General features: G+C 65.5%; 24 protein-coding genes. 10 read left to right on the top strand and 14 right to left on the bottom strand.

Going from position 1 to position 22,017, the window contains the following annotated elements; genetic code table 11:
- Positions 1-86 precede the first annotated feature (86 nt).
- Entirely contained in the window at positions 87-728 is a 642-nt protein-coding gene (locus AC5Y2L_RS04650) for an NADPH-dependent F420 reductase (RefSeq protein ID WP_499932956.1), read from the bottom strand.
- Between the two features lie 97 nt (positions 729-825).
- Here AC5Y2L_RS04650 and AC5Y2L_RS04645 point away from each other — a divergent pair, with 97 nt between their 5' ends.
- Complete coding sequence (locus AC5Y2L_RS04645) at positions 826-1,413, top strand: TetR/AcrR family transcriptional regulator (RefSeq protein WP_499932957.1); 588 nt, start codon at positions 826-828, stop codon at positions 1,411-1,413.
- A 119-nt stretch (positions 1,414-1,532) separates the two neighbouring features.
- Here the strand turns inward: AC5Y2L_RS04645 and narI are convergent, their stop codons facing one another.
- The 5 genes from narI to AC5Y2L_RS04620 all read right to left on the bottom strand — a co-directional run bounded on the left by narI (position 1,533) and on the right by AC5Y2L_RS04620 (position 8,975).
- Positions 1,533-2,261 (bottom strand): respiratory nitrate reductase subunit gamma, encoded by a 729-nt coding sequence (gene narI / locus AC5Y2L_RS04640; RefSeq protein WP_499933217.1) that lies wholly within the window; start codon positions 2,259-2,261, stop codon positions 1,533-1,535.
- A 16-nt stretch (positions 2,262-2,277) separates the two neighbouring features.
- Complete coding sequence (narJ, locus tag AC5Y2L_RS04635; protein ID WP_499932959.1) at positions 2,278-2,943, bottom strand: nitrate reductase molybdenum cofactor assembly chaperone; 666 nt, start codon at positions 2,941-2,943, stop codon at positions 2,278-2,280.
- Entirely contained in the window at positions 2,940-4,601 is a 1,662-nt protein-coding gene (gene narH / locus AC5Y2L_RS04630; RefSeq protein ID WP_499932961.1) for a nitrate reductase subunit beta, read from the bottom strand. The genes narJ and narH overlap by 4 nt, the downstream gene beginning before the upstream one ends.
- A 3-nt stretch (positions 4,602-4,604) precedes the next feature.
- A complete protein-coding gene (locus tag AC5Y2L_RS04625) occupies positions 4,605-8,294 on the bottom strand; it encodes a nitrate reductase subunit alpha (RefSeq protein WP_499932963.1) in 3,690 nt (1,229 codons plus the stop codon).
- 288 nt (positions 8,295-8,582) lie between these two features.
- Entirely contained in the window at positions 8,583-8,975 is a 393-nt protein-coding gene (locus tag AC5Y2L_RS04620; protein WP_499932964.1) for a (deoxy)nucleoside triphosphate pyrophosphohydrolase, read from the bottom strand.
- A 387-nt stretch (positions 8,976-9,362) separates the two neighbouring features.
- Between AC5Y2L_RS04620 and AC5Y2L_RS04615 the strand changes: the two genes are divergently transcribed.
- Together AC5Y2L_RS04615 and AC5Y2L_RS04610 are read left to right on the top strand one after the other, a co-directional pair.
- Complete coding sequence (locus AC5Y2L_RS04615; protein ID WP_499932965.1) at positions 9,363-9,725, top strand: DUF4189 domain-containing protein; 363 nt, start codon at positions 9,363-9,365, stop codon at positions 9,723-9,725.
- 260 nt (positions 9,726-9,985) lie between these two features.
- Positions 9,986-10,270: a 4a-hydroxytetrahydrobiopterin dehydratase gene (locus AC5Y2L_RS04610; protein ID WP_499932967.1), complete on the top strand. Its 285-nt coding sequence runs from the start codon at positions 9,986-9,988 to the stop codon at positions 10,268-10,270.
- On the opposite strand, the gene AC5Y2L_RS04605 is transcribed toward AC5Y2L_RS04610, so the two are convergent.
- A complete protein-coding gene (locus tag AC5Y2L_RS04605) occupies positions 10,267-11,553 on the bottom strand; it encodes a mannosyltransferase (protein WP_499932969.1) in 1,287 nt (428 codons plus the stop codon). The two genes, AC5Y2L_RS04610 and AC5Y2L_RS04605, sit on opposite strands and share 4 nt — an antisense overlap.
- 181 nt (positions 11,554-11,734) lie before the next feature.
- Here AC5Y2L_RS04605 and AC5Y2L_RS04600 point away from each other — a divergent pair, with 181 nt between their 5' ends.
- Together AC5Y2L_RS04600 and AC5Y2L_RS04595 are read left to right on the top strand one after the other, a co-directional pair.
- Positions 11,735-12,460 (top strand): hypothetical protein, encoded by a 726-nt coding sequence (locus AC5Y2L_RS04600; RefSeq protein WP_499932971.1) that lies wholly within the window; start codon positions 11,735-11,737, stop codon positions 12,458-12,460.
- A 46-nt stretch (positions 12,461-12,506) separates the two neighbouring features.
- Positions 12,507-13,538, top strand: a complete 1,032-nt coding sequence (locus AC5Y2L_RS04595; protein WP_499932973.1) for an Rv1157c family protein — start codon at positions 12,507-12,509, stop codon at positions 13,536-13,538.
- Between the two features lie 53 nt (positions 13,539-13,591).
- Here the strand turns inward: AC5Y2L_RS04595 and AC5Y2L_RS04590 are convergent, their stop codons facing one another.
- Both AC5Y2L_RS04590 and AC5Y2L_RS04585 read right to left on the bottom strand, forming a co-directional pair.
- Positions 13,592-13,738, bottom strand: coding sequence for a DUF1059 domain-containing protein (locus tag AC5Y2L_RS04590; RefSeq protein WP_499932975.1), 147 nt, complete (start codon positions 13,736-13,738; stop codon positions 13,592-13,594).
- A gap of 22 nt (positions 13,739-13,760) precedes the next feature.
- Positions 13,761-14,336: an HhH-GPD-type base excision DNA repair protein gene (locus AC5Y2L_RS04585; RefSeq protein WP_499932977.1), complete on the bottom strand. Its 576-nt coding sequence runs from the start codon at positions 14,334-14,336 to the stop codon at positions 13,761-13,763.
- A 97-nt stretch (positions 14,337-14,433) separates the two neighbouring features.
- On the opposite strand from AC5Y2L_RS04585, the gene AC5Y2L_RS04580 reads away from it, so the two are divergent.
- The gene (locus AC5Y2L_RS04580) at positions 14,434-14,820 is read left to right on the top strand and encodes a hypothetical protein (RefSeq protein ID WP_499932978.1); all 387 of its coding nucleotides are present in this window, start codon (positions 14,434-14,436) and stop codon (positions 14,818-14,820) included.
- Between the two features lie 203 nt (positions 14,821-15,023).
- On the opposite strand, the gene AC5Y2L_RS04575 is transcribed toward AC5Y2L_RS04580, so the two are convergent.
- Entirely contained in the window at positions 15,024-15,197 is a 174-nt protein-coding gene (locus AC5Y2L_RS04575; RefSeq protein WP_499932979.1) for a DUF5302 domain-containing protein, read from the bottom strand.
- Between the two features lie 22 nt (positions 15,198-15,219).
- Positions 15,220-15,663 (bottom strand): PPOX class F420-dependent oxidoreductase, encoded by a 444-nt coding sequence (locus AC5Y2L_RS04570; protein ID WP_499932981.1) that lies wholly within the window; start codon positions 15,661-15,663, stop codon positions 15,220-15,222.
- Between the two features lie 56 nt (positions 15,664-15,719).
- On the opposite strand from AC5Y2L_RS04570, the gene AC5Y2L_RS04565 reads away from it, so the two are divergent.
- Positions 15,720-16,244, top strand: a complete 525-nt coding sequence (locus AC5Y2L_RS04565; protein ID WP_499932982.1) for a DUF1697 domain-containing protein — start codon at positions 15,720-15,722, stop codon at positions 16,242-16,244.
- A gap of 61 nt (positions 16,245-16,305) precedes the next feature.
- On the opposite strand, the gene AC5Y2L_RS04560 is transcribed toward AC5Y2L_RS04565, so the two are convergent.
- On the bottom strand, positions 16,306-16,671 hold the full coding sequence (locus AC5Y2L_RS04560; protein ID WP_499932983.1) for an Rv1152 family transcriptional regulator: 366 nt from the start codon (positions 16,669-16,671) through the stop codon (positions 16,306-16,308).
- Positions 16,672-16,719: 48 nt separating this feature from the next.
- On the opposite strand from AC5Y2L_RS04560, the gene AC5Y2L_RS04555 reads away from it, so the two are divergent.
- Positions 16,720-17,433 carry an NAD-dependent deacylase gene (locus AC5Y2L_RS04555; RefSeq protein ID WP_499932985.1) on the top strand — a complete coding sequence of 238 codons (714 nt, stop codon included), beginning with the start codon at positions 16,720-16,722 and terminating at the stop codon, positions 17,431-17,433.
- A 121-nt stretch (positions 17,434-17,554) separates the two neighbouring features.
- Positions 17,555-18,406: a type IV toxin-antitoxin system AbiEi family antitoxin gene (locus tag AC5Y2L_RS04550; protein WP_499933218.1), complete on the top strand. Its 852-nt coding sequence runs from the start codon at positions 17,555-17,557 to the stop codon at positions 18,404-18,406.
- Positions 18,407-18,482: 76 nt separating this feature from the next.
- On the opposite strand, the gene AC5Y2L_RS04545 is transcribed toward AC5Y2L_RS04550, so the two are convergent.
- Positions 18,483-19,124, bottom strand: coding sequence for a methyltransferase domain-containing protein (locus tag AC5Y2L_RS04545; RefSeq protein ID WP_499932987.1), 642 nt, complete (start codon positions 19,122-19,124; stop codon positions 18,483-18,485).
- 52 nt (positions 19,125-19,176) lie between these two features.
- Positions 19,177-21,477, bottom strand: a complete 2,301-nt coding sequence (locus tag AC5Y2L_RS04540; protein ID WP_499933219.1) for an MMPL family transporter — start codon at positions 21,475-21,477, stop codon at positions 19,177-19,179.
- Between the two features lie 263 nt (positions 21,478-21,740).
- Between AC5Y2L_RS04540 and AC5Y2L_RS04535 the strand changes: the two genes are divergently transcribed.
- Positions 21,741-21,872 carry a hypothetical protein gene (locus AC5Y2L_RS04535; protein WP_156623035.1) on the top strand — a complete coding sequence of 44 codons (132 nt, stop codon included), beginning with the start codon at positions 21,741-21,743 and terminating at the stop codon, positions 21,870-21,872.
- Positions 21,873-22,017 lie beyond the last annotated feature (145 nt).

Raw genomic sequence — 22,017 nt, 5'->3', positions numbered from 1 at the left:
CTGCAAACCCCGCTGCGCCGAGTGTGCAACTACGGCGAAAAAATCGCCAAATTTTCGCCGTCAGAGCACGTTCGGCGAAATGCGTGTCAGCCGCGATGGTGGGCGACCAGGACGAAGCCTCGGCCCAGGCCGCCGGTGTAGGCAAGCAGACCCCAGTACAGTGCGGCGTGCTCGAGCAGGGCGGCATTGTCGAGGCCGCCGACCGCCACTGCATCGAAACCCATCTCGCGGGCCAGCCGGACCACCCGATCGCGCACGGCGTCGTCGTCGGCGGCCACCGGTAGCACCGGCGTGAACCCGCCCGGTAGCGCCGGATCGGCCATGTGCTCGACGCCCAGCACGCCGAAAGCCTTCGCGACCTGGACTCCGGGGCTGGCCAGGCTCTGCACGTAGGCGGTGCCGCTGGAATAACCGTCGGGAACGGGCTCGCCGAATGGATTGGTCGCGTCGATCAACACATCGCCATCGCTCAGGCCAAGGCGCGGCACCACGTCGGCGACCGCCGGGAACGGCACCGCGAGGATAGTGATGTCGCTGCCTGTCGCGCAGCCGTCGATGTCGACGGTGGTGGCATCCGTCGGGACGTCAACGGCCTTGTTGCGCACCGCAAACCGCACGCGATGGCCGTGGCCTAGAAGATTCGCCCCGAGTGCGGAGCCGACGGGCCCAGCTCCGACAATCGTCACCGTCTGCACAGCGGTCGCGTCGTGGGCGCCTGGACCAGCCATTTCTGCTCCTAGAGTTACGCTACAGATTTGTAACGGAACCCACGTTAGCCGGGAATTCGGCCTATTGCAATACGGTGCTGTCTTGTAACTTAATGGCATGGCCAATCCGGTGTCCGGCGGCCGTCCTCGCGACCAGGCGATCGACGAAGCCGTTCTGCGGGCGGCGCTGGAAGCGCTGGCGCGCGACGGGCTGACCGGCCTGTCGATGACGAAGGTCGCCGCCAGCGCCGGCACCACTCGCACCGCGATCTACCGTCGCTGGCCGACCAAGACCGCCCTCGCCGTCGCGGCCGTTGCGCGGCTCGCCCAGGCCGACCGGCCTGCGGTGACGGGAGACCCGTTCACCGATCTCGTCGCCGAGCTCGAGCATTTTCGGCAGCGCATCACCGAAGCCGGATCGTTGCCGCTGGCCGGGGCCATCCTGGCCGACGCCGCGGAACCTCAAGTCCGTCGCGCCTACCTCGAGCAGATCGTCGCACCTCGGCGCGCCCGCTTTCAGGCGCTGTTGCAGGCGGGCATCGACCGCGGGCAACTACCCGCCGACGCCGATATCGAGCAGGCCGGCGCCAGCCTCACCGGATCGTGGTACGCGTATCAGCTTGCCGGAATCACCCCGCCCGACGACTGGCCCGTACGCACCGCCGCCTTTGTCTGGCGCGGCTGCGGCGGCACCCCGCCGACCTGAGCGGCGGCATGACTGGCGCCCACGCCGGTTGCCTCGAGATCGACGCGGGCGCGACACCTACTCGAAGTTTTCCGCGCTAGCGTCGATCTCGGCGCAACTCGTGAATCGCGCCGGGGCATTCACCAACCTCGACGGCGCGGCGCTGAACCCACCAACTGCTTTCCCGCGACATCGCGACTGCGGTACACGATGTAAGGCCGGAACAGATAGCCGATCGGCGCGCTGAACGCATGCACCAAGCGAGTGAAGGGCCACAGCGCGAACAGCGCCAGCGCGATCACCACATGTATTTGGTAGTAGAACGCCGCATGCGCCATCAGATCCCCACGCGGATCGAGGATCCAGATCGACCGGAACCACACCGACACCTTCTGCCGGTAGTCGTGCAGCTCGCCGAAGTGCGTCGCGCCCGCCAGCGTGCAGCACATGCCCGCGACCAACGCGCACGTCAACACCAGGTACATCAGTTTGTCGTTGCGGGTGGTGGCCAGGTACACCGGTCCGCGGGTGCGTCTCCGATAGATCAACAAACCGATGCCGAGCAGCGTGGCCGCACCGGCGGGAATGCCGAGCAGCAGCGCCTGCAGGTGATACAGGTGATCGCTCAAACCTATTTTGCGAGTGAACCATTCGGGCACGAACAGACCCATGACGTGGCCCATGATGACCGCCAGGCTGCCGAAATGGAACAGCGGATTGGCGATCGACAGCAATTTCGACTCGTAGATCTGCGACGAACGGGTGGTCCAGCCGAACTTGTCGTAGCGATACCGCCACCAAGCGCCGACGGTCGCGATCGCCATCACGACGTAGGGCACGTCGTCCCAGAAGATTTCGAGCAGCTTCATGTGAACCTGGGCCACGTCAATCGCCTCCGCTGCGCCTGGGCGGGACGGTGAGGGTAAACGGCTGCAGCCCAACGGCTTCCGCGGGTGGGCCGGCGTGCGCCAGGCGCTGGGCGCGGCGCACGTCCTGATCCGTTGCGGTCGGCAGCGTCTCGCAGACCGCCGCAACGGCGTGCTGGTACACGGACTTAGCGTCGACCAGCGCTTGATGCAGCACGTCGATCGGAACCCGATGCTCGATCAGCAGCCGGCGCCCCGCCTCAGGGTCGACGGTGGCGGCGAATTCCAGCACGACGGGAAAGTGGTCCGGAGCCTCGGCGCGCGGCGGCGCCACGCCTGCGTCGCGGTAGGCGGAGGCGAAAACCAGCATCTCCCGGCCCCGGTTGCGGGTGTCCCCGGCCGTCCAGTACGTCAGATACATGGTCGCTCGCCGCCGCATGTCGAAGGTCTCGACGTAATCGGCCGCGGCGGTCATCAGGTCGCGAGTCCGCAACTCCGCCAGCGTCTTTCGTAGCAGCACCGCCGCAGGACCCACGATGTGACCGAGCAGCTCATCGACGATGTCCAGCCGCTCGGACTGACCGTCATCCGGGTAGGCCAGCAGTAGCGAGGCGGCCTGCCAAACCAGTCGGTCCTGCACCGCCCGGCCGCCCGAACGGTCCAGTACCGCCGAGAGCAGCCTCATTGCCTGGACTCCGGAAACAGACCTGCGGGTGTGCCGTGGCCGTCCCATGTGAGCAGGTTGACCCGGGAGCGACCGCCGCCACCCTTGCCGGCGGCCGCCGGCTCACCGTGCTGGCGTTGTTGCAGGGCGTGGAAGGTCTCCACGGCAACCGGAACCGGAAAGCCGCTGCCCTCGCCGAACGGCCCGGACTCATACATGCCCGGCCCACCCTCGAACGACAACGAGCAGCCCACCTCCTCCGCCATGGCCGCCGCGGGTACATCCGCCACGTATGCAGTCGGAATCACGTATCGCTCTTCGTATTTCGCGACCGCCAGCAATCGGTACATGTTGTACATCTGCTCTTCGGTCATGCCGACGGACTGCGGGATGTGCGGTTGGGTTTCGCGGCCCAGGTTGATATCGCGCATGTAGGACCGCATGGCCGCCAGCCGACGCAGCACATTTCCGACGACTTCGGTGTCGCCGGCGGTGAACAGCTCGGCCAGATACTGGATCGGAATACGCAGCGCATCCAGGGCTCCGAAGAGGTTGCCCAGGTCCTCCCCGTCGTGACCGTCGTGGCTGATCGCGTCGACCACCGGTGACAACGGCGGGATGTACCAGACCATCGGCATGGTGCGGTATTCGGGGTGCAGCGGCAGCGCCACCCGGTAGGTGTTGATCAACGCGTAAACCGGTGAGCGCTGGGCGGCCTCGATCCACTCGTCGGAAATGCCCTCCGCCCGTGCGCCGGCGATCACCGCGGGATCGTGCGGGTCCAGCAGGATCTGACGTTGCGCCTCGTAGAGGTCGGTGTCCTTCTCCACCGTCGCCGCCTCCAGCACCCGGTCGACGTCATAGAGCACCAGGCCGAGGTAGCGCAGCCGGCCCACACACGTTTCCGAACACACCGTGGGCAGGCCGACCTCGATCCGCGGGTAGCACAGGGTGCACTTCTCGGCCTTGCCGGTCTGGTGATTGAAATACACTTTCTTGTAAGGACATCCGGACACGCACATGCGCCAGCCGCGGCATCGGTCCTGGTCGACGAGCACAATCCCGTCCTCGGTGCGCTTGTACATGGCGCCCGAGGGGCACGACGCGACGCACGACGGGTTGAGGCAGTGCTCGCAGATGCGCGGCAGGTAGAACATGAAGGTCTCTTCGAGCTTGAGCTTCACCTCTTCGCTGACCTTCTTCAGGATCGGGTCGTGCGGCACGATTTCCGTTGAGCCGGCCAGGTTGTCGTCCCAGTTGGGACCCCACGACACCTTCATCGGCTCACCGCTGAGCTGGCTACGCGGCGCCGCGGTGGGAAACGTGTCACCCGCGGGAGCCTGCGTCAGGTTTTCGTAGTCGTAGGTCCACGGCTCGTAGTAGTCGCTCATGGTTGGCAACCGGGGATTGGCGAAAATCCGCAGCAGCTTTTCGAATCGGCCGCCGTCGCGTAGCCGCAGCCGGCCTTTCTTGTCCCGGATCCAGCCCCCACGCCAGCGTTCCTGATCCTCGTACGTGCTCGGATAGCCCACGCCCGGGCGGGTTTCGACGTTGTTGAACCAAACGTACTCGGTTCCCGAACGATTAGTCCAAGCCTGCTTGCAGGTCACCGAACAGGTATGGCACCCAATGCATTTGTCGAGGTTCATCACCATCGCCATCTGCGCCATTACTTTCATAGGTCAGTACCGCACTTCCTGGCTGCGACGGCGTACCACGGTTACCTCGTCGCGCTGATTGCCGGTGGGGCCCAGGTAGTTGAAGCCGAACGAGTGCTGCCCGTAGCCACCGGCCAAGTGGCTGGGCTTGATTCGCACCCGGGTCAGCGCGTTGTGGTTGCCGCCGCGCTTGTTGTTGGTCTCGGTGCGGGGCGTGTCCACCGTGCGTTCCTGCACGTGGTAGACGAACACCACGCCGTCGGGCATCCGGTGCGAGACGATCGCCCGACCCACATAGATCCCGTTCGCGTTGACCGCTTCGACCCAATCATTGTCTCGCACATTGATTTTCGCCGCATCGCCCGGGCTCATCCACATGGTGGGCCCGCCGCGAGACAGCGACAACATATACAGGTTGTCCTGGTAGGTGGAGTGGAACGACCACTTCGAGTGCGGCGTCAAATACCGCACGGTGAGCCCGATTCCGTCTTCGGTGGGCCCCAACTCCGGCTGATCGAACAGCCGCGCCATGTCCAGCGGCGGCCGGTACACCGGCAACTGCTCGCCGATCTCCTCGATCCAGTCGTGGGCGAGATAGAAGTGCATGCGCCCGGTCAGGGTGTGGAACGGCTTGAGGTGCTCGATGTTGATGGTGAACGGGGCGTAGCGACGGCCACCGGTTTCGCTGCCCGACCATTCTGGGCTGGTGACAACCGTGACTGGGCGCGCTTGGGTGTCGGCGTAGGTGATGCGCTTTTCCTCGTTGCCCTCGGCCAGATGCGCAAGCCGCTGGCCGGTGCGCTTCTCCAGCTCGAGAAAACCCTCGACAGCAAGCCGGCCGTTGCACGTTCCGGACAGCGCAAGGATGACGTCGGCCATCCGCGCGGCGGAGGTGATCGCCGGACGGCCCGCGGCGGCACCGGAATTCATCACGCCGAACTTGGCGGCCAGCTCGCTGACCTCACGCAGCGGATGAACGGTGACACCCTTCACGGTGATCCCGAACCGGTCGACCAGCGGTCCCAGGGTCACCCACTTGTCGTAGATCGCCGCGTAGTCGCGCTCCACGACGGTGACCTTGCTCATCGTCCGGCCCGGCACCGGCGTCTCGTCGCTATGCAACCAATCACGTTCGGTGCCATCGGGATAGGCCATCGCGTCGGCGGTGTCATGCTGCAACGCGGTCAGCACCACGTCGTTGCGAGTGCCCAGATGACGGCGGGCCATCGCACTGAAAGCCCGGGCAATGGTGCCGAATGCCTCGAAGTCCGTGCGGGTTTCCCACGGCGGGTCGATCGCGGGGCTGAACGCGTGCACGTACGGGTGCATGTCGGTGCTGGACAGGTCCTCCTTCTCGTACCAGGTTGCCGCCGGCAGCACCACGTCGGACACCAGCGTCGTCGACGTCATCCGAAAGTCGATCGACATCAGCAAGTCGAGTTTGCCTTCGGGAATCTCGCCATCGCGGGCCACGTCGGTGGGTAGCACGCCGCTGTCCCGGGGTTTGGCCTGGCTGTTGGAATCGGTGCCGAGCAGATGCTTGAGGAAGAACTCGCCGCCCTTGCCGGACGAGCCGATCAGGTTGGACCGCCAAACACTGAGCACCCGTGGCCAGTTGGCCGGGTTGTCCGGTTCGGTGATGGCGAGCTTCAGCTTGCGCTGGGCGAGTTGTTCGGCGACGTATTCGCCGGCGTCACGGCCCGCCTCCGTCGCCTCGTCGGCCACGTCGAGGCTGGACCGGTCGAACTGCGGATAGAACGGGCTCCAGCCCATCGCCGTCGACGAGGCCAGCAGGTCGATCGTGTGTCGTTGGTCGAACCTGCCGCGGCCCAACGGGCTGCTCAGCTTGGCGGCGCCGTAGGAGTCGTAGCGCCACTGGTCGGTGTGGACGTACCAGTACGACGCGCCGGGTACCTGCCTGGGCGGACGTGACCAGTCGCTGGCGTTTGCCATCGTCTGCCACCCGCTGAGCGGGCGCACCTTCTCCTGGCCGACATAGTGCGCCCAGCCGCCGCCATTGCGTCCCATCGATCCGGTCAACAGCAGCAGCGCCAGCACCGAGCGGTACATCACGTCGCTGTGGAACCAGTGGCAGATGCCGCCGCCCATGATGACCATGGATCGGCCGCCGGATTCCTCTGCGTTGCGGGCGAATTCCTTGGCGATGCGGATGGCTTGGGTCGCAGGCACTCCGGTGATCGATTCCTGCCAGGCCGGGGTGTTCTGCTGGCTGGCATCGTCGTAGCCTGTCGGCCATTCGCCGGGCAGGCCCTCGCGCCGCACCCCGTAATGGGCCAGCATCAGGTCGAACACCGTGCACACCAGGTGCTCGCCGACCCGGCGCACCGGCACGCCGCGCCGCACACTTTCACCGTGGCCGTCGATGGTGTCAAAGCTGGGCAGCTCAACGACTTTGGCTTCGCCGGCGCTCTGGACACTGAGGGCCGGAACAATCGCGCCCAGGTCCAGGTTCCACTTGCCCACCCCGTCTTCGCCGTAGCGGAATCCCAGGGAGCCGTGCGGTATGACGACCTTGTCGGTGACCTCGTCGAGCAGTGCGGGTTTGAAGGCGGCGTTGTCGACCTCCTCGCCAATGTCAGCCGCTGTCAAGAACTTTCCCGGCACCAACGCCGTGACCCCTGAGCCGCGCTGTTCCAGCTTGATCAGGAACGGCAGATCGGTGTAGCGGCGGACGTAGTCGACGAAGAACGGGACCTGGTTACGCACATAGCATTCCGAGAGGATCACATGCCCCATGGCCATCGCCAACGCGGCGTCGGTGCCGGCGGCACACCGCATCCACTCGTCGGCGAACTTGGTGTTGTCGGCGTAATCCGGGCTGACGACAACGACTTTGGTGCCGCGATAACGGGCTTCTGCCATCCAGTGCGCGTCGGGCGTGCGGGTGATCGGGACGTTGGAGCCCCACATCACCAAATACGATGCGTCCCACCAGTCGCCGGATTCGGGCACATCGGTCTGGTCGCCGAAGACCTGTGGCGACGCCACCGGCAGGTCGGCGTACCAGTCGTAGAACGACGTCATCACGCCGCCGAGCAATGAAACGAACCGGGATCCGGCGGCGTGGCTGACCATCGACATCGCCGGAATCGGGGTGAAACCGGCCACCCGGTCCGGGCCGTATGTCTTGATGGTGTGCACGTGGGCCGCGGCGATCATCTCGCTGGCTTCCGCCCAGGTCACCCGGACCAGGCCGCCCTTACCGCGCGCCTGCTGATAGCGACGGCGGCGAACGGGGTCGGACTGGATATCGGCCCACGCCAGGACGGGGTCACCGAGGCGGGCCTTGGCCTCGCGGAACATCTCGACCAGCACTCCCCTGGCATAGGGATAGCGGACCCGAGTGGGTGAGTAGCTATACCAGGAGAACGAGGCGCCGCGGGGACAGCCGCGCGGCTCGTATTCCGGCCGGTCCGGACCCACCGATGGATAGTCGGTCTGCTGGGTTTCCCAAGTGATGATCCCGTCTTTGACGTAGATCTTCCACGAGCACGACCCGGTGCAGTTGACGCCGTGCGTGGAACGGACCACCTTGTCGTGGCTCCACCGGTCCCGGTAGAACACGTCGCCTTCGCGGCCCCCCTGCCTGGTGACCGTGCGCAGGTCGGACGAGATCTCACCAGGCGTGAAGAACTGCCCGCTGCGCTCCAGCAGCTCTTCGATCGCTCCGCCGATGTGAGGTGTGACTGTCAACTGATAGCCCCCCTACTCGTCAACGCGTCCTCAGTGCCTGGTTCCGGCGGACGACCGGGCGGGCTCGACTTGGCAGCCCGCACATCCAGCGCGGCCGGATGGCTCTGCGTGGAGAGACGCCAAATTGCGGCGTCGCAGACGCCGCTGGAGGCAACCGTCGGGATCACAGCCGGTAATCCAAATCCAGGTCAAGTGTTTGTATGGCGTACTGTTCCAGTCTGCCACCCGGAAGCTGCATTCAGGCTGTGGACCGCCTGCGGAGAAGCTGTCAGGCTTCTTCGAGGTTCCTCAAAGGGCTCGAGCTAAATCTGCCAGCCAGCCCCGGTCGGCGGGGACCCAATCGACATCGTGCAGCTCGGCCGCGGTCACCCAGCGCAGCGCCCGATGATCATGCGGATGCGGTTCCCCGCGAACCAGACGTACCGCGTACGCGCGCAAGGTGGTCGTGGCGTCGAGCGCGATGTCGTCGCCCAGGCGACCGCCCACCGCGACGTCGCCAACTTCGACACCCAACTCCTCGGAAAGCTCACGGGCCAACGCGTCGCGCTCGGATTCGCCGGGGGCGACCTTTCCGCCCGGGAGTTCCCAACGACCGGCCAACTCCGGCGGCCGGACTCGTTGGGCCACCAGGACCGCCGAATCACAGATGACCGCGCCCGCGACCACGATCTGGGTGGGCATGGCCAGTCACGGTATACCGTCGGGAACTCTCGCGCGTTATGGCCATTGCGGCCGTAATGCCAGTCGCAGCGGTGACACCCGGAACTCTTGCTGCACTTGACTTCTCGTGGGGGACTTTCTTCAAGCCCGAGATACCACGGCAGTGAACATAATGCGTTACGCCAATATGACCATTATGTGTAGTAATACGCCCGGGTTCGTAAACCTCACCGTGTACAACAGCGTTTGTAAAAACCGAACGGGAGACATTGGCAAGCAGCGAGGCGTTCAACGACGATTTTTGCAAAACCGGTCGCTGATTAGTTGTCGCGGAGATATGGTGCCGACGTAACACTTCGGGGATCGAAAGCGACACATCGAAGACAACAGGGCTGAAAGGGGCCTCCAATGAATCGATTCGTTCTGGCCGCCGCGGTCGGAGCAGGGCTGAGTGTGGGCCTGGCCTGCCCGGCAAATGCCGCCGGCAACTGGGCCGCGATCGCCTACTCGGCGCAAGCGGATTACTCGTATACCTCCTATGGCCCGGAGTCGAAGGCCGAAGCCGAGCAAGACGCCCTTAAGAATTGTTCTGCCAAGGGCAGCGACTGCAAAATTCTCGCCTCATCGGCGAACTGTGTTGCCTTGACCGACGACGGAAAGGCTGTGCACGGCGGCGAGGGAACCACCGCCCAGGAAGCCGTCAACGATGCGCTTGCCCGAAGCGGTAGCGGCGCCAAAATCCGCGCCAGCAAGTGCTCGACAGATCCGTAAGTCGACTGGCCTCATAACTCACTTTGCCGTGTAAACCTTTCTCGCCGGCTTAGTTTCTTTTTGTCCTTGCCCAACGGCACACGGCAGAACGGCGTGCTCTAACCTTCCGCCGAATGGGGTTAGAAGAACACGTAATCCGGGGGCGTTACTGCATCGTGTTAGCTTGCCGCTCTGGCGGGTAGGTGGTTACGTGTAAGGGTATTGGCTTGTCATCCTGGTCTGGTCGTTTTCCGGGGTGGGCACACCACGCAGGGGTTCAGATGGCTGTGTTATCGGATGAGGAAGTAGGCGCTGCCCTGTCCGGGCTCAACGGCTGGGAGCATGCCGACGGAACTCTGCGCCGGTCGATCAAATTCCCGAGCTTTATGGACGGCATCGACGCCGTGCGACGGGTCGCCGAGCACGCGGAGCGCAAAAACCATCACCCGGATATCGATATCCGTTGGCGGACAGTCACATTCGCTCTCGTCACGCATTCCGAGGGCGGGATCACCAAGAACGACGTGGAGATGGCGCGCGATATCGACGGGCTCGTCGGCGGCTAGGAGTCGACCCGCGCAGCGGGGCGCCGCTGGGCGGCTGGACACTCGGACGCACCATCCTGCCGTCCGGCTATGGCAATCCAACCGAGCGTCGCCAGCGCCGCGACGATGTAAGCCAGTCCGGCCCACGCCAGGTACCAGGGCCGGCTGATCACCCAGATGCTGGGTTGAGCGAAGCTCAGCAACCACGGCACGCCGACGATGGTGAGCGCCAGCCAGCCCCAGCCCACGATCGGCGCGCCGCGGCGGTCCCGCAGTGGCCCGTGAATCAGCCACATCATCGTCGGCACCAGCCACACCCAGTGGTGGCTCCACGAGATCGGTGAGAGCAGCAGCCCGAACAACTCGACCACCAGCAGCTTGCCGAGCCGGTCGGTCTCGTCCAGCGCCCGCCACGCCAGGATGGCCAGCACCGCGGTGACCGCGATCGCCGTCAAGACCAGTGGACCGAAACCCGCGTCGTGGCCGAGAATGCGCGAGATGCCGCCGCGCCAAGATTGATTGAACGAGGTGCCGATGGGCCCAACCCGGTGCGCGTCGCCCAGCAGGTCGGTGAAGTAGTACCGGGCCTGATCACCGACGACCAGCACCGACACCGCGATGGTGGCAACAAACACGACCGCCGAAAATACGGCCGCTCCCCAGCGCCGAACGCCGACGAAGTAGACGCCGGAGATTGCCGGCGTCAGCTTGATTCCGGCGGCCACGCCCACCAGCAGACCCGACAGCCACCACCGTGTGCTGTACACCGCCCAGAGCACCCCGAGCATCAGGAACACATTGACCTGTCCGTAGTCGAACGTGCTGCGTAGCGGCTCGATCCACATGGCGACGGCCGTCCACAACATCGCAACCCGGTGCGAACCGCCGCCCAGCAACCGCTGGGCAATCCGGATGGCACCGTACAGCGCCGCGATCGTGGCGACCTGCCACAAGAAGGCAACCAGGCCGAACGGCAGCAACTGCAGCGGATAGAACACGATCGCCGCGAACGGCGGGTAGGTAAACGGCAGCGGGAAGTCGGGCGTCTGATCCGCGTACACATAGCTGTACAGGGTGCCGGGGTGATTGAGGGCGGCCGCCCCGCCGAGGTACACGTGCAGGTCCACGAGGTTGGCGCCGTGCGGAGTGAGGTACGTCCAGGCCAGCCGCGCCGCGATGCTCAGCATCAGCAGCAATGGCGCGGCGGCGCTCAACCGAGTTGCCAGCCGCCGGGTGGTGGTTGCCGCCGGGGCGGCCGAGGTGGTGTCTACAGGTTCGACTTTAGCGATCACGACGGGCCGCAACGCATTCTGCGTCGTTGCCGGCCCGCGTAGGTGGGTTCCAACTTTGGCGGTGGCAACGGTCTGGTCACCGCCGCCGCACGTATGAGTAACGATCGAATAAATGCCACACGTGTCACTTGAGTCACTTCAGTATCAAAGTAGCGTCGGCGCCGCGACCAGTCATCCACAACCAGGGAGAGTCATGCCAACCATCTGGACCATCGTGCGGGCAGCCGCCGTCGTAGTCGGTTCATCAGCCGCTCTGCTAACCGGCGGTATCGCCCACGCCGACCCCGCGCCGGCACCGCCGCAAATCCCGAACATTCCGCAACAGCTGATCAGCTCGGCGGCCAATGCGCCGCAGATTCTGCAGAACCTCGCGACGGCCCTCGGCGCCACGCCGCCGGTTGCGCCGCCTTCGGCCCCGGGTATCAGCGCCACCCTGCCGGGCGTTCCGCCGGCTGCGGCGGCAACACCCGCGCCCGCCGCAGCTCCGACCATTCCGGGGATCAATGCTCCGATCCCGGGGATATCGTCACCGGCCGCCGCCGCGCCGACCACGGCGCCCGCTGCAGCCCCGACCATTCCCGGGGTCAACGCTCCGCTTCCGGCGGCACCCGCGGCCCCGGCGGCACCTGCAGCTCCGGCGGCTCCCGCGATTCCTGGAATGCCGTCCATCCCTGGCCTGACCACGCCGGTAGCACCCGCCTCCGCCGCGGTGCCGGCCGCGACGCCGGGCGTGCCGCAGGCCAAGGTCGACATGCCCGCGCTGCCGCCGTACCTGCCGGTGAATGTGCCGCCGCAGATTTCGCTTCCGGCCGACCTTCCCACGCTGGCTTCGGGCGCCGTCCCGGGTGCACCCGGCGCGGCTGCACACGCACCCACGTCGCCGCTGGCGCCCACATCGCTGCTCTCGGCCCTGCCCTGAGCAGTTTGTGAGACGGCGAACCCACCATCGACGACCGGAGGACACCATGGCAAGCACCTGGAATCTGTCCAAAGGTTTGGCCGTAGTCGTAACGGCGTCGGCTGCCGCATTCGGGCTCTGCCCGAGTGCGGCAGCCGACCCGGCGCCGCCGCCGAACCCAGCCGAACAACTCCCGGGCCTGCCGGCCCTGTCGCAGCTGAGTCCGATAATTCAGCAGGCGGCTAGCAACCCGGGGCAGGCGACGCAGCTGCTGATGGCCGCCGCGCAGGCGTTCACCCACAACCCGGCCACGCCCACGGAGTCCAAGAACGTGGCCGCGTCGGTGAACCAATTCGTGCAGCAGCCGGGCGCTTCCGCGGTGCCGGCCGGAGTGGCCGCACCCGAAGCGCACCTGCCGCCAGCGGGCGTAGTGCCAGGCTCACTGGCACACCTGCCGACGGGAGTCGACCCCCAGCGCGCGGCCGGACCGGCGCCGGCCGCAGCGCCCGCGCCAGTCGCACCGCCGCCGGGGGAGGCACCCGCTGCGACACCACCGGCCACCCCGCCGGCCGCGGCGCCCACACCCGCCCCGGCACCGTCCGTCGCCCCGACGCCGGCACCGTCCGCCGCGCCGACGCCAGCACCTGCACCGTCGGCTGCACCCGCAGCGGCGCCGGGTTTCGGCCCCGACGCGCCGCCGACGCAGGACTTCATGTACCCCTCGATCGGCACGAATTGCCTTGGCGACGGCACGAATTCGATAGCGACCGCGCTATCCGTCGCGGGTCCGGCCAAGATTCCGACACCCGGTCCCGGCCCCGGCCAGACCGCCTACGTGTTCACCGCCGTCGGCACGCCGGGTCCGGCCGAGGTACAGAAGCTGCCATTGAATGTCACCTGGGTGAACCTGACCACCGGCAAGTCTGGAAGCGCCACGCTCAAGCCGCGTTCAGACATCAACCCGGACGGACCGACGACGTTGAGCGTGATCGCCGATACCGGTTCTGGCAGCATCATGTCGACGATCTTCGGACAGGTCACCACCAAGGAAAGGCAGTGCCAGTTCATGCCGACGATCGGGTCGACGGTAGTTCCGTAGCGGCCCTCCCCCGCCGCGGGCGTCCGGTTTGAGCCGGGCGCTCGCGGCGCATATCAGTAGGCCATGAACAGGATGGCGTCGCGGTCGTACTCCAGGCCGGGATGAACGTCGGCAAGGTGAGCCTGGGCCTTTTCCACCAGGTCGTCCTCGTCCTTGCCGACCAGCGCTTCTCCGCATGGACACGTCAGGTGCGTCTTCACGTTGCCGCCTTCCCTTGGGTTTCTACTTGGCCGCCTTCGCCGCTGCTTTCATCTGCTTCTTGTGGGATCGGACCTTGCCGAGTGACTGGGCATCGACGATATCGGCGACGGACAGGTGGGTGCCGGGCTTGCCGAACTCCCCGGCAGCGGCGCGCCAGCCCTTCGGCGTCACACCGTATTGCTTGCCGAGCAACGCCAGGAAGATCTGCGCCTTCTGCTCACCGAAGCCGGGCAATCCCTTCAGCCGTTGCAGCAGCTCCTTGCCGTCGGGATCGCCGCTGCGCCACAATGCGGCCGCGTCGCCGTCGTAACGGTCCACGATGATCTGCGCCAAGGCCTGGATGCGCTTGGCCATCGACCCCGGAAACCGGTGTATCGCAGGCCTTTCCGAGCACAACGCGGCGAACTTGTCCGGGTCGTAGTCGGCGATCTCGCCGGCGTCGAAGCTGCCCATCCGGTCCGCGATCTTCTTCGGTCCCGCGAAGGCGGTTTCGATCGTCACCTGCTGGTCGAGCAGCATGCCGACCAGCAACGCGAAGGGATTGTCGTCGAGGAGGGCATCAGCGGCGGGATCTTGGACAAGCTGCAATTTCGGCACCCGGTCAGTCTAGAACTGCTTGGTGCTGCGGTAGACCACGTGAGCACAAATCTGGATTAGGCCCACCGCAGCTGCGACGCCGTGCTTCAATAGGCCCGTGGGGGCACCGATTCAATACGGCGCTGGCCTGCCTGAACCGCAGCTGACGATGATCGGCGACATCGCTATCTCGCAGTACTGGATAAGCACGCCAACTGGCACGTACCCTATTCGCGGCTCGGTGTGGACGGTGACGGACATGTCGCGCTACGAGGAGAGCATCTCCACCGCGGGCATCGTGCTCGCGATATTGTTCGCGTGGTTTTGCTTGTTGGGATTGCTTTTTCTACTAATGAAGGACCGCAGGATGGTGGGTTACATCCAGGTCACTGTGCAGGGCAGCGGCTTTTACCACTCGACGATCATCCCGGCAACGAGCCCTCAGTCGGTCATGCTTGCTCACCAGACGGTGAACTATGCGCGATCGCTGGCCGCTGGGGCCTGAGCCGGAGCACTATCCTTCGGACTGACTGGTGCTGCCCATGATGCTCGACGTCCTGCCGGGATCATCGCCAATTCCCGCCATACGGTGGCATTTTCGACATTCACCGTGAGCCGCGCCAGCACCTCGGCTTCGGGGTGGGCATCCACTACTGCCTGGGCGCTCAGCCCACTGCCGAACTACCGCTGCCGCAATGGTTTTCGCGGCTAGCCGCTCTTGCGGCGGAACTCCCGACGGTTCTCCACCGGGCCGTGCGCCCGCGACTGCTTTCCGCCGCCGTCCTTGTGATCCGATCCGCCCGTGGACTTCGCCGTCTTGCGCTCAAGGGCTTCACGAAACTTTCGCTTGGTCTCGTCCTCGGGGGGCTTCGATGAAGGCATACCGGCAGCCTAGCGTCGCGGACTACCGCATGCCCGGTGGAAGGCCGTAAACGTGCGAGATCGGCAGGGTGAGCAGCACCCGGCGGTCGGTGACCATCGCGTGCCGATATTCGTCCCAATCGGGATGTTCACCGGCGATGTTGCGATACAACGCAATCAGCGCCTCCACCGTGTCGTCGTCGGGCGCAGCGGCCGGCTGCGTCAGCTCTGCGGTGCCCTCGGCGACGGCGTAGGACCACCCGTCGTCGGCGTCGACCAGCAGGGAGGCCCGCGGGTCGCGGCGCAGATTGCGGGTCTTGGCGCGCGGCTCGGTGATCGACACCTGCACCGCCACCCGGCGCGGGTCGAAGTAGTACTGCACGTTCGACAGCTGGGGACGACCGTCTCGCTTGATCGTGGCCAGCACCCCTAGGGAATTCCCACTGATAACGGCCAGCAGCTTGTCGTCGAAGACTTGGCGTCCCATGCCGAAAGCCTACGTCTCCGTTGCGCCATTCTCGGCAGCCCTGATGGAATCGGAACATGACCACGTATGCGGCATTCCTGCGCGGCGTCAACGTCGGAGGCGTCAACCTCAAAATGGCCGAGGTGAAGGACGCGTTGACTGACGCCGGGTTCTCCGACGTTCGCACCATCCTGGCCACCGGCAACGTGCTGCTGAAGTCGTCTGCCAAGGTTGCGACGGTCCGCAAGAAGGCCGAAGCCGCACTGCGCGAGAGGTTCGGCTACGACGCCTGGGTGCTGGTCTACGACATCGATACGGTGCGCGCCATCGACGAGGCCTACCCTTTCGAGCGCGAACGCGACGGCTTTCAGTCCTACGTCACGTTCGTCAGCGACGCCAAAATCCTCGACGAGCTCGCCGAACTGACGCCCGGGCCGAAGGAGAAGATCAGCCGCGCCCCCGATCCGCTGGGCGTCATCTACTGGCAGGTCCCCAAGGGCAGCACCCTGGACAGCACCATCGGCAAGACGATGGGCAAGCCGCGCTACAAGTCGTCGACCACCACCCGCAACCTGCGCACGCTGGCCAAGTTACTGCAGTGAGTAGAAACGAATTCCCTTGGCTGACAGGCGATCTGGTGGTGGCTGGTGCTCCCGAGGCGCTTCAGTCGTCGGGCACGTTGGTCAGGTAGCGCATCGCGTCGGACTTGGTCAGCCCGAGCGCCTTGGCCACTTCGACGTATTCCTTGGCGGCGGCCGCCATCGCGGCATCGGTCGGGTCGAAACGGGAGATGAAAGTGCCGAAGCGTCCTCGAGTTTCGACGATCGCCGCGGACTCCAGTTCACGGTAGGCGCGCGCGACGGTATTGGCTGCCACACCCAGCTGCCCGGCGAGATCACGCACGGTCGGAAGCCGGGTGCCGGGCGGCAACGCGCCCTCCCGGACTCCTTCGATGACCTGGGTCCTGAGTTGGTCGAACAGCGGCTTGCCCGCCTTCACGTCGACCCGTAAGAAATCCCGCAGTTCCACCTTCCTAGTATCACCCAGCATCTCCCTGAGCACGGTTATCTTGGTGGGATGCGAGTTGCGGTGCTCAGTGGCGCGGGTATATCCGCGGAGAGCGGGGTGCCGACATTCCGCGACGACAAGAACGGGTTGTGGGCCCGCTTCGACCCTTACGAGCTCTCCAGCACCCGAGGTTGGCGCAGCAATCCCGAGCGGGTCTGGGGATGGTATTTGTGGCGCCATTACCTGGTGGCCAAGGTCGAACCCAACGAGGGGCACCGCGCCATTGCCGCCTGGCAAGACCATGCCGAGGTCAGCGTAATCACCCAAAATGTCGACGACTTGCACGAGCGCGCCGGCAGTGCGCCGGTACACCACCTGCATGGCAGCCTTTTCGAATTCTGTTGCGAGCGTTGCCATTCGGCTTACACCGAGACGCTACCCGAAATGCTCGAGCCGACGATTGAAGTGGAGCCGCCGGTGTGCCACTGCGGCGGCCTGATTCGGCCCGACATCGTGTGGTTCGGTGAGCCCTTGCCGCAGGGGCCGTGGCAAGCCGCGGTCGAGGCCACCGAAACCGCAGACGTGATGGTGGTGGTCGGCACGTCGGCGATCGTCTATCCGGCGGCCGGCCTACCCGATCTGGCGCTGGCGCGCGGCACGGCCGTCATCGAGGTCAACCCCGAGCCCACACCGCTGACGAGCAGCGCCACAATCAGCATTCGCGAGTCGGCGAGTCGGGCGTTGCCCGGGTTATTGGAACGGCTGCCCGCGCTTTTGAAGTAGCCGCGAGCCTGCGGTAGTGGCGCCGATCCTGCGCACAGATCGCGGTTCGTCCACAACAGTGTGCCCTGCACGCAGGATGGATAGGGCGTACGTCGGCGTCGTCGGCGAATCTGCCGTCATGATGCGCAACGAACCCTTCATCGGCAGTGAAGCCCTGGCCAGTGGAACGCTGCGACGCCACCAATTACGCACGCGATTCCGGGCCGTGTTTCCCGACGTCTATGCACCGCGCAATCAGCGGTTGACGTTGCGGCAGCGTGCAGTCGCTGCTTGGCTGTGGTCGCACCGTCAGGGTGTGATCGCCGGACTCACCGCATCCGACTGGCATGGCTCGAAATGGGTCGACGATGGTCTGCCCGTCGAACTGATCTGGTCGAACGCACGGCCGCCGCGCGGTATACGAACCAACGACATACGGCTTCTTCCAGGCGAGTACGGCATTGTCGACGGGCTGCCGGTGACCACCCCGCAACGGACGGCCTTCGACATCGGCCGCCGCAAGCCATTAGGTGCCGCGGTCGCACACCTAGATGCCCTCCTACGCGCGACCGGCATCAAAGTCGACGAAGTCGCCGAAATCGCCGACCAACATCGCGGCGCGCGCGGACTGAGACAACTGGAGACGGCATTAGGGCTGGCCGACGCAGGTTCGCAATCGCCCAAGGAGACCTGGTTGCGTCTACTGCTCATCGAAGCGGGCTTCCCGCGGCCGACCACCCAGATACCCGTGATCACTCCTGACGGGACGGTGTATCACCTCGACATGGGGTGGGAGGACCTCCTGGTCGCTGCCGAGTATGACGGCGAACAACATCGCCTCGACGACTGGCAGTACAAGCAGGACATCCGCCGCAGCGAGGCGATAGCTCGGCTCGGCTGGATGGTCATCCGCGTTATCGCCGGTGATCGTCCGCCGGGGATCGTCGCCCGGGTCCGCGGAGCACGCGAATCGCGTATGTCGAGCCTGCGGTAGTGGCGCCGATCCTGCGCACAGGGTCAACGTTGAGCGGAAATCGGCGCCCTCACCGCAGTTTCGGCGGAAAGAGGACCTAAGCCCGCCGGGCCCGGCCCAAGGCTAATTCCGATACCGGCAGCGGCGCCCAGGCCGGCAACGTCCATTCCCGGCGAGAGCTGGCCAGCTCGAATCCGGCGTTCACGATAGACCGCTCGGTATGGCGATGGGTGTGGCAATTACCCAACAGCTTCGGCCAGAACGTCGCGTCGACGAACCGCTGCATTCGACCGCGGAAGCCGCCACTGGCGATGTGCTCGAGATACCGCAGCTCCCCACCGGGCCGCAGCAACTTTCGCAGACGCCGCAGGACTGCGTCGGGCTCGCTCACCGAGCACAGCACAAGCGAGCACACCACCGCATCGAACTGCTCCTCGCCCTCGAACTCTTCCACCGTCTGGCCTAACACCACCACCGGAACGGGCGCGCTCGCCGCCGCCTGCTCGGCCCGGGCGGCCAGCCGGCGCTCGGGCTCGAGGGCCACCACCTCTTCGACCGACTGCGGATACAGGGCGAAGTTCGTTCCGATGCCTGCGCCGACCTCCAGCACGCGGCCGGTCAACTCGGCCAGATTCTCCCGACGCAAGGCCCGCACTGCCTCCGCCTCGTGGCTGGCGACGAACGGCCATATCCGGGCGAAGAACCGGTTATCGACTTCCGACGCGGCACTCGCCGTCATACCGTTGACCCCTTTGGAAGTCGCTGCACAAATCCATCGACACCTTAACGGGTCAACGAGCAGGCACGGGTTGCCCGTTGTGTTGCGTCGTCACCTCGACGGGCCCGCGGGCTGCCGGCTGGCGAGCTCCCTCGCTGACGCCGACGCGCCGGTGTATCCACGCCAGGGGCTTGGGTGCCCACCAATTCCACCGCCCCATCACGTGCATGAACGCCGGGACGAGCACCATCCGGACCAGGGTGGCGTCGGCGAAGACAGCCAGCGTCAGGCCCAGACCGAACATTCGCATGAATGACACATGAGCCGCGATCAGCGCCGCAAACGACATCGACATCACCAGGGCAGCCGCGGTGATCACCCGGCCGGTCCGGGCCACGCCCAGCGCCACACTCTCGTCGTTGGCGGCATGAGCGTCGTGGGCCTGTCCCGCGGCCCCGGAAGCCAACCAATACTCCCGAATTCGGGAGACCAGGAACACCTCGTAGTCCATGGACAACCCGAACGCGATGCAGAACAACAGCACCGGCATGTTGGCCACCAGCGTTCCGCTCGGCGTCGTTCCCAATGCGCCCAGATGACCGTCCTGGAAAATCCAGACCAGCGCGCCGAACGCGGCGGTCAGCGACAGCACGTTGCACACCAGCGCCTTCGCGGGCAGCACCACACTGCCGGTGAGCAGGAACAGCAACGCAAACGTAATTGCGGCAATCAGTCCCATCACCGCCGGGAGTCGTCTTGTCACCGCATCGACGCTGTCCCGGTTGACCTGTGCGACACCGGCCATGGCGACGGGCCGGCCACCAGGACCGAGCACGGCGTGCAGGTGTTTGAGCTGGCTGTCCGAGGCCGGCGAGAACTCCGGTGCCGTGCTGCTGACCGTCAGGAACGCGCTGCCGTCGACCACACGGTTGGCCCCGGCCGGAGGGCCGCTGCGTTGCCCGGCCACGAATGTTCCCGTCGGGCCGGCGACTGATGCCACGTCGGGGACGCGCGACAGGTCGGCGGCATATCGGTCCAGCTCCGCCGAGTCCAGGTCGCGGACGTCGGGAACCACTATGGGTACCGTCATCGCGGGATCGTGGGCGAAGTTGGTGCGCAACTGGTCTCCCAGTTGGTGCGACGACGCCGATACCGGTAACACCCGGTCGTCCGGGAAACCCCACTTCACCGAGAAGAATGGCAGTCCGAGCAGTAGTAGCACCGCGACAACCGCCAATCCGATCGGCAGCCAATGGTGCATCACGAACTTGCTCGACCGGTACCAGAAAAACGCCTGCACCCGCTTGTACGACGGGTTGGGATGGCTCAGCAGTCGCCGCAGCAGCCGGCGTACGTCGAGTGAGTCCAGCCGCGGACCCAGGAGCACTATCGCGGCCGGGGTTATCACTATCGCGGCTATCGCGACGAAGGCCACGGTGGCCACGCCCGAGTAGGCGAACGACTTGAGGAAGTACATCGGGAACAGTGCCGTCGCCGACATCGACAACGCGACGGTGGTCGCCGAGAACAGCACGGTACGGCCGGCGGTGGCCATGGTCCGGATCAGCGCATCGTCCCGGTGACTGCCCTCGGCCAACTCGTCGCGATAGCGACTGATGATCAGCAGCGTGTAGTCGATGGCCAGCGCCAGGCCCAGCGCAGTGCTCAAGTTGAGCGCGAATATCGAGACCTCGGTGGTGAAGGCGACGAGTCGCAACACCGACATCGAGCCGACGACCGCCAGCGCTCCCAGCGCCATCGGCAACGCGGCGGCAAGCAGCCCGCCGAACACCCAGACCAGCACCAGGAAGCTCATCGGAAGCGCGATCATCTCCATGACCAGTAAGTCGTCCTGGTTTTGCTGGTTGATCTGCGCGTACTGCATCGCCGCGCCACCGGCCAGTACGGTCACGCCGTCGCGATCATGCCCGAATTGGTCGGACAGTAGCTGGGCGTTGTGCTGAGCGTTGTTCTCGCCGCCCTTGACATTCACGACGATCAGGCCCGAATTGCCGTCCTTGCTGATCAGATCGGCGGCAGCGCCGGGCATGGTCCACGGCGAGGTTGCGTCGTAAACCAGCGGCGAGCGCCTCAGGTTCGCGACGATGTCGGTGCCGACCTGGCGGGCCGCTGCACTGTTGGCGCCGCCGGCCGCGGTCACCAAGATCAGCAGCTGCTGGCCGCTCTGACCGAATTTGTCGCTCAACAAGCGGATGGCACGCGCCGACTCGGAGTTCGGATCTTGGAAGCCGCCGGGCGACAGGCTCTTGGCCACCGGGATGCCGAAAACCGCGGCGGCGATGAATACCAGGACCGCGATCGCGATGATTCGCCGTGGGGCTGCAATGGCCAGCAGTGCAATCCTCTGCAGCACGTCGAATACCTCCGGCGGGTCGTCGATCGCCCCGACCGGCACGTTGCCGGCCATAACTCAACAGGTGTCGAAGAAGTCTTGGTCTAGATACGACGCCCAGGTATCGGATGGTTCAGCAAGGTCCCGATATCGACTGGATTTCTTGCCGGGGGGCTCGGGTGGCCGCGGCTCGGCGGCGCCACCCTACCGAGCGGTAATAATTGCCACCATTTTCCGAATCGTGACTCAAGGATTCCTTAATAGCGACTCATACGCTCATGGTCATGTGGATCGACGAGACCAGTGCCGACGTCATCAAGGCTGACTTCGAGGCTCTCTACCACGGCGACATGCTGGTGGAAGGTGAGACCTCCGAGCAGGTTGACGACTGGCACCCGCTGCCGACAGCAAGCTGAGGACTCCGATGGGTATGTTCGCGCGGCTGCTTATAGCCAACCCCCGAGTTCAGCACTGGTTCCGTCGCTGATTTCCTGACGATTAGGCGCAAAAGCCCCCGACACCCCTAGTGGTCGGGGGCTTTTGTTTTGCCTGCCGAGCAGA

The sequence above is a fragment of the Mycobacterium sp. NGS66 genome (assembly GCF_059812225.1).
This window is presented reverse-complemented; position numbering and strand designations above follow the sequence as displayed.

Coding starts and splice junctions, on each gene's coding strand:
- AC5Y2L_RS04545 (WP_499932987.1), bottom strand. CDS start 19,124: ATGACGGCGAGTGCCGCGTCGGAAGTCGATAACCGGTTCTTCGCCCGG.
- AC5Y2L_RS04555 (WP_499932985.1), top strand. CDS start 16,720: ATGCGAGTTGCGGTGCTCAGTGGCGCGGGTATATCCGCGGAGAGCGGG.
- AC5Y2L_RS04600 (WP_499932971.1), top strand. CDS start 11,735: ATGCCAACCATCTGGACCATCGTGCGGGCAGCCGCCGTCGTAGTCGGT.
- AC5Y2L_RS04615 (WP_499932965.1), top strand. CDS start 9,363: ATGAATCGATTCGTTCTGGCCGCCGCGGTCGGAGCAGGGCTGAGTGTG.
- AC5Y2L_RS04575 (WP_499932979.1), bottom strand. CDS start 15,197: ATGCCTTCATCGAAGCCCCCCGAGGACGAGACCAAGCGAAAGTTTCGT.
- AC5Y2L_RS04610 (WP_499932967.1), top strand. CDS start 9,986: ATGGCTGTGTTATCGGATGAGGAAGTAGGCGCTGCCCTGTCCGGGCTC.
- AC5Y2L_RS04565 (WP_499932982.1), top strand. CDS start 15,720: ATGACCACGTATGCGGCATTCCTGCGCGGCGTCAACGTCGGAGGCGTC.
- AC5Y2L_RS04595 (WP_499932973.1), top strand. CDS start 12,507: ATGGCAAGCACCTGGAATCTGTCCAAAGGTTTGGCCGTAGTCGTAACG.
- AC5Y2L_RS04535 (WP_156623035.1), top strand. CDS start 21,741: ATGTGGATCGACGAGACCAGTGCCGACGTCATCAAGGCTGACTTCGAG.
- AC5Y2L_RS04620 (WP_499932964.1), bottom strand. CDS start 8,975: ATGCCCACCCAGATCGTGGTCGCGGGCGCGGTCATCTGTGATTCGGCG.
- narJ (WP_499932959.1), bottom strand. CDS start 2,943: ATGAGGCTGCTCTCGGCGGTACTGGACCGTTCGGGCGGCCGGGCGGTG.
- AC5Y2L_RS04650 (WP_499932956.1), bottom strand. CDS start 728: ATGGCTGGTCCAGGCGCCCACGACGCGACCGCTGTGCAGACGGTGACG.
- AC5Y2L_RS04570 (WP_499932981.1), bottom strand. CDS start 15,663: ATGGGACGCCAAGTCTTCGACGACAAGCTGCTGGCCGTTATCAGTGGG.
- AC5Y2L_RS04550 (WP_499933218.1), top strand. CDS start 17,555: ATGCGCAACGAACCCTTCATCGGCAGTGAAGCCCTGGCCAGTGGAACG.
- narI (WP_499933217.1), bottom strand. CDS start 2,261: ATGAAGCTGCTCGAAATCTTCTGGGACGACGTGCCCTACGTCGTGATG.
- AC5Y2L_RS04645 (WP_499932957.1), top strand. CDS start 826: ATGGCCAATCCGGTGTCCGGCGGCCGTCCTCGCGACCAGGCGATCGAC.
- narH (WP_499932961.1), bottom strand. CDS start 4,601: ATGAAAGTAATGGCGCAGATGGCGATGGTGATGAACCTCGACAAATGC.